Raw genomic sequence first — 3783 nt, 5'->3', positions numbered from 1 at the left:
GGACATTCAGTGGACGTTAAACAGATGCTTGTGGAGGGGAATCTGGACGGGGTTTCAAGACAGAGATGACTTGAGACTAGACAAACCCAATGAAGCAAGAATCCCCCGTTATAATCTGTGATTTAACGGTGGGAGTGTCAACAACCGGCGCGAGATGCGATCGCCGCCCCCACCGCCGTCATCTTCCCGAACCCCGAAATTCCCGCTACAATGCGTTAGCAATGGTGATCAGTGTTCTTGAGATGACGGTCAACGGGTCGATCTTAAGCCTTGATTGTCCATCCCCCTTTTGCTCCTCCCCATTCTTAAACACGGTATTGGACTCCTGCTATTCTCCTGCCCCATCATCCGCTGTCTCGGCTGCCGACGATCTCACCTGCCCCAGGGCGGCGATCGCCATTCGGCACGCCACCGCTGCTGACATCCCCCGCCTAGCGGAAGTGCTCACCGACAGCTTTCACCCCCCGACCGGTGTGATGTTTTGGATGCAGCCCCTGATCCGCTTCGGCATTCAAGAAGATTTACGCGCTCGCTTTCGGGCAGATCTGCCCCACTATTGCTGTTTGGCGGCGGTGTCCCATCCTACGGAGCAAGTGATCGGTACGGTGGAAGTGTCCGTGCGCCCCCTCACCTGGCGACGCTACACCGTCGAATATCCCTACATTTCTAACCTGGCGGTGCATCCCCACTATCGACGGCGGGGGGTGGCGCGGTGCTTGCTGTTGGGCTGTGAACCAAAAGCGCGAGATTGGGGGTTTGAAGCCCTTTATCTTCATGTGTTAAGTCGCAACCAACCGGCGCAGCAACTCTACCAAGGTTTGGGGTATCATATCGAGGACAGTGCCCCGAATTATGGGGGATGGGAGTGGTTTCAACCCCAACGTTTGCTCCTGTACAAATCAATGCAATGTTCTGGGTAGTTTGGGGTTCGTGGGATATGTTAGAGCTAGTCCTGAAGGGTTCTCTAGAGACCGATCGCGTCGGGTCTCTCTGTCCTGCTCTGGACATGGATCACTAAAATCCTGAACCGTTACCGGGTTGGTGGGATTGACCATTTGTTTGACCCATGATGAATACAACTCAGTCACCTCCGCCGTCTGATGCGATCGCTCAAGTCCTCACCGATTTGCGATCGCAAAAACTGCTCGTGGTGAATCAACGTCGCCGCAACGGTTTGATTATCTATAAGCAACATCACGCCGAATTTGCCGGGCCGGGGGCAGTGGTGGGCAGTGTGTTTGATACGGATGTGTTGAATGTGTTGCCGGTGGGCAATTGGTCGTTGTTGCCCCCGAAAGACCCCGAAGAACGCCAAAAAGCCTATTTAATGCGGCGGCAATGGGTGAAACTGTTTAAACAGGTTACGGAAAACCCCATCCCCACCCAGCGCGTCCAAGCCATTCTCAATCAGTTTGAAAATTGGTTTGATGTGGAAACGGTGGCGCAACTGCCCAATGAGGCGATCGCCGCCCTCGTGGGGGTTCTGCCCCAAACGGTGCATAAAGTTCGCAACCTCACGGAATGGTAAGTCTCCCCCCCATAGATAGCTACGAATTGCTGCGTCAAACCGCTCGCATCCGAGTCAGTGACGGGGTGCTTTTGCCGGTGCTGCGGGGCACGGAAACAGCCGAGCAGACCCTGATCGTGATTTGGCCGCAACTCGGCGATTTTGACAGTATTGAATATGCAACCTGGATTCAGCGCGATCGCGCCCATTTCCACCACGCCAACATTGCCGTGCGGGCCGTGGGCATAGGCGATCGCAACTCCGGCCAACGCTTTTGTGACTACACCGGCTTCCCCGCCGCCGAACTCTTCGTCGATCCCGAAGCCCAACTCCACCGCGATCTCAACCTCTATCCCGGCTTAACCTTTAAAATTCCCGGCCTCTCCCCCGGCCAAAACGCCTGGCTGAATCTGCTGCTGATGTGCGCCGGAATTGGCAGCCCCGGTACATTGCGGGAAGTGTGGCGCGGCTATTGGGGCGATCGCCACGGCCCCCAACTGATCCACGACGACGAACAGGTCAACGCGCCCCCCTTGCCCTCCTTTCAGGGGTCAGTCTTTAACCTAGCCGGGGGCAACGGCTTCCAGCGACCCTTTGAACTCGCTACCGTCCGCCTCCGCAACATGGTAGAAGTGCTCTCCCATTGGCGCACCTACGTCCCCGACCCCAGCTACCTCCCCCAGCGGGGCGCAACGTTTCTGTTTAGCGCAGCGGGGGAACTCTGCTACGAATATCGCGATCGCGGCATTCTGGGCTATGCCGCCGAAATGCGTCGCCCCCTCTCATTCTTGATCCCCACCCAAGGGCCAGCAGGGAATCGTTAGAATAATATCTCTCTGGCCCAACAACCCCAGCTAGACAGTCCCATTCAAAACGGTATCAACCCTTAATCGAAGATCATGGTGGAAAAAATTCAAAAAACAGACCAAGAATGGCAAGCTCAACTCACCGCTGAACAGTTTAAAGTGACCCGCAAAAAAGGCACAGAACGAGCCTTCATGGGCCAATATCACGACAACAAAGCCAGCGGAGTTTATAAATGCGTGTGTTGCGGCACACCCCTCTTTACCTCAGAGACTAAGTTTGATTCAGGGACAGGTTGGCCGAGTTTTTACGCGCCCATTACCGAAGACAATGTGGCCTATGAAAGCGATCGCAGCCTCTTCATGGTCAGAACAGAAGTCCTCTGTGCCGCCTGCGATGCCCATCTCGGCCATGTGTTCAACGATGGCCCCAAACCCACCGGCAAACGCTACTGCATGAATTCCGCCGCCCTAGACTTTGAACCCCAAAGCTAGACCCAGTCAGCCCAACTCCCACGGAGATCCGTCACACCCACGCACCCCTGCCTTAAAACTCCCACTCCTCGCCGTCCGAGGTATCGGGGGTGTTTTTCGTGGGGTCACGCGGAGGGGGTGAACTCGGCTCCGTGTCGGGGGTGGCAGGTGGCGGTGTGATCACACGGTAGTTAGCATCATAAATGCCATCAGCGGGGCGATCGCGCTGGGTTGTGTCATTACGTCGAGCTTCGCGGGCTTCACGGGCTTCGCGGGCTTCGGTGACGGGTTGCCGCGACTCACGGCGGGGCGTGGTGGGACGTTCCGGGGGGGACTCAATATCCCAATCATCCGCCTCCCGTTCCCATTCCGGATCAAGGGGTGTTTCCCAGTCCCCCTTAGCGGGGCGCGATCGCGAACGGCGCGGCGGCGGTTCTTCCACCCCAGCACGATAACGGGGCGCGACCGGCGGTTCAGGAGCCTTGACAATGGGCCGATAGCTGAGACCTTGGAGCAGAATACTGGTGATCAAGCCTGCCCCCAGGGCGAAGGCTAACCACAGGCCCAGGGGAAATGCGATCGTCGCCGTCCCGAACACCACCAACGGCAACGTGGGCGACCAATTCTGCACCACTACCATGGTCAACAGGCCAACGGCTGCTAAAAACACACCAATCCGCATGGGTTTTCTTCAATGCTTTGCCTTCCCAGTCTACCAAGAGCCGCCACAATGCTTTGCCGAGGCCCGCAGGGTTAAGCGACATTACCCCCGTTGCGAGTCTGGATCGGGCATGAGTGAGCCAGAGGCCTGGTTGGCTGGCTTGATCGCCCTCACCCCCAACCCCTCTCCCAGAGGGCGAGGGGAGCCGATCCATTTTTCCAGTTCCCTCTCCCCTAGGGCTACTGCTTATACATAACGTTCAAATGTTGGCCTCGTCTGCGTTTGATCCCCCTAAATCCCCCTTAAAAAGGGGGACTTTTTTGCGTTCCCCCCTTTTT

At 56.9% G+C, this 3783-nt stretch carries 5 protein-coding genes; 4 read left to right on the top strand and 1 reads right to left on the bottom strand.

The features are described from left to right. Positions 1 to 89 precede the first annotated feature (89 nt). From PN477_RS03000 to msrB, 4 genes are all read left to right on the top strand, one after another. Complete coding sequence (locus PN477_RS03000; RefSeq protein WP_272146971.1) at positions 90 to 920, top strand: GNAT family N-acetyltransferase; 831 nt, start codon at positions 90 to 92, stop codon at positions 918 to 920. 146 nt (positions 921 to 1066) lie between these two features. Beyond that, positions 1067 to 1528, top strand: a complete 462-nt coding sequence (locus PN477_RS02995; protein ID WP_272116734.1) for a hypothetical protein — start codon at positions 1067 to 1069, stop codon at positions 1526 to 1528. 11 nt (positions 1529 to 1539) lie between these two features. Continuing rightward, on the top strand, positions 1540 to 2331 hold the full coding sequence (locus PN477_RS02990; RefSeq protein WP_417158741.1) for a peroxiredoxin-like family protein: 792 nt from the start codon (positions 1540 to 1542) through the stop codon (positions 2329 to 2331). A gap of 75 nt (positions 2332 to 2406) precedes the next feature. Next, positions 2407 to 2805: a peptide-methionine (R)-S-oxide reductase MsrB gene (gene msrB, locus PN477_RS02985; RefSeq protein WP_272116730.1), complete on the top strand. Its 399-nt coding sequence runs from the start codon at positions 2407 to 2409 to the stop codon at positions 2803 to 2805. Between the two features lie 52 nt (positions 2806 to 2857). Here msrB and PN477_RS02980 read toward each other — a convergent pair whose 3' ends face one another. Beyond that, positions 2858 to 3466, bottom strand: coding sequence for a hypothetical protein (locus tag PN477_RS02980; protein WP_272116728.1), 609 nt, complete (start codon positions 3464 to 3466; stop codon positions 2858 to 2860). Positions 3467 to 3783 lie beyond the last annotated feature (317 nt).

It is taken from the genome of Spirulina subsalsa CS-330, assembly GCF_028330765.1.
GTDB lineage: Bacteria > Cyanobacteriota > Cyanobacteriia > Cyanobacteriales > Spirulinaceae > Spirulina > Spirulina subsalsa_A.
This window is presented reverse-complemented; position numbering and strand designations above follow the sequence as displayed.

Excerpts from the sequence above, each read along its gene's own strand:
- PN477_RS02980 (WP_272116728.1), bottom strand. The coding sequence starts at position 3,466 with ATGCGGATTGGTGTGTTTTTAGCAGCCGTTGGCCTGTTGACCATGGTA.
- msrB (WP_272116730.1), top strand. The coding sequence starts at position 2,407 with ATGGTGGAAAAAATTCAAAAAACAGACCAAGAATGGCAAGCTCAACTC.
- PN477_RS02995 (WP_272116734.1), top strand. The coding sequence starts at position 1,067 with ATGATGAATACAACTCAGTCACCTCCGCCGTCTGATGCGATCGCTCAA.
- PN477_RS03000 (WP_272146971.1), top strand. The coding sequence starts at position 90 with ATGAAGCAAGAATCCCCCGTTATAATCTGTGATTTAACGGTGGGAGTG.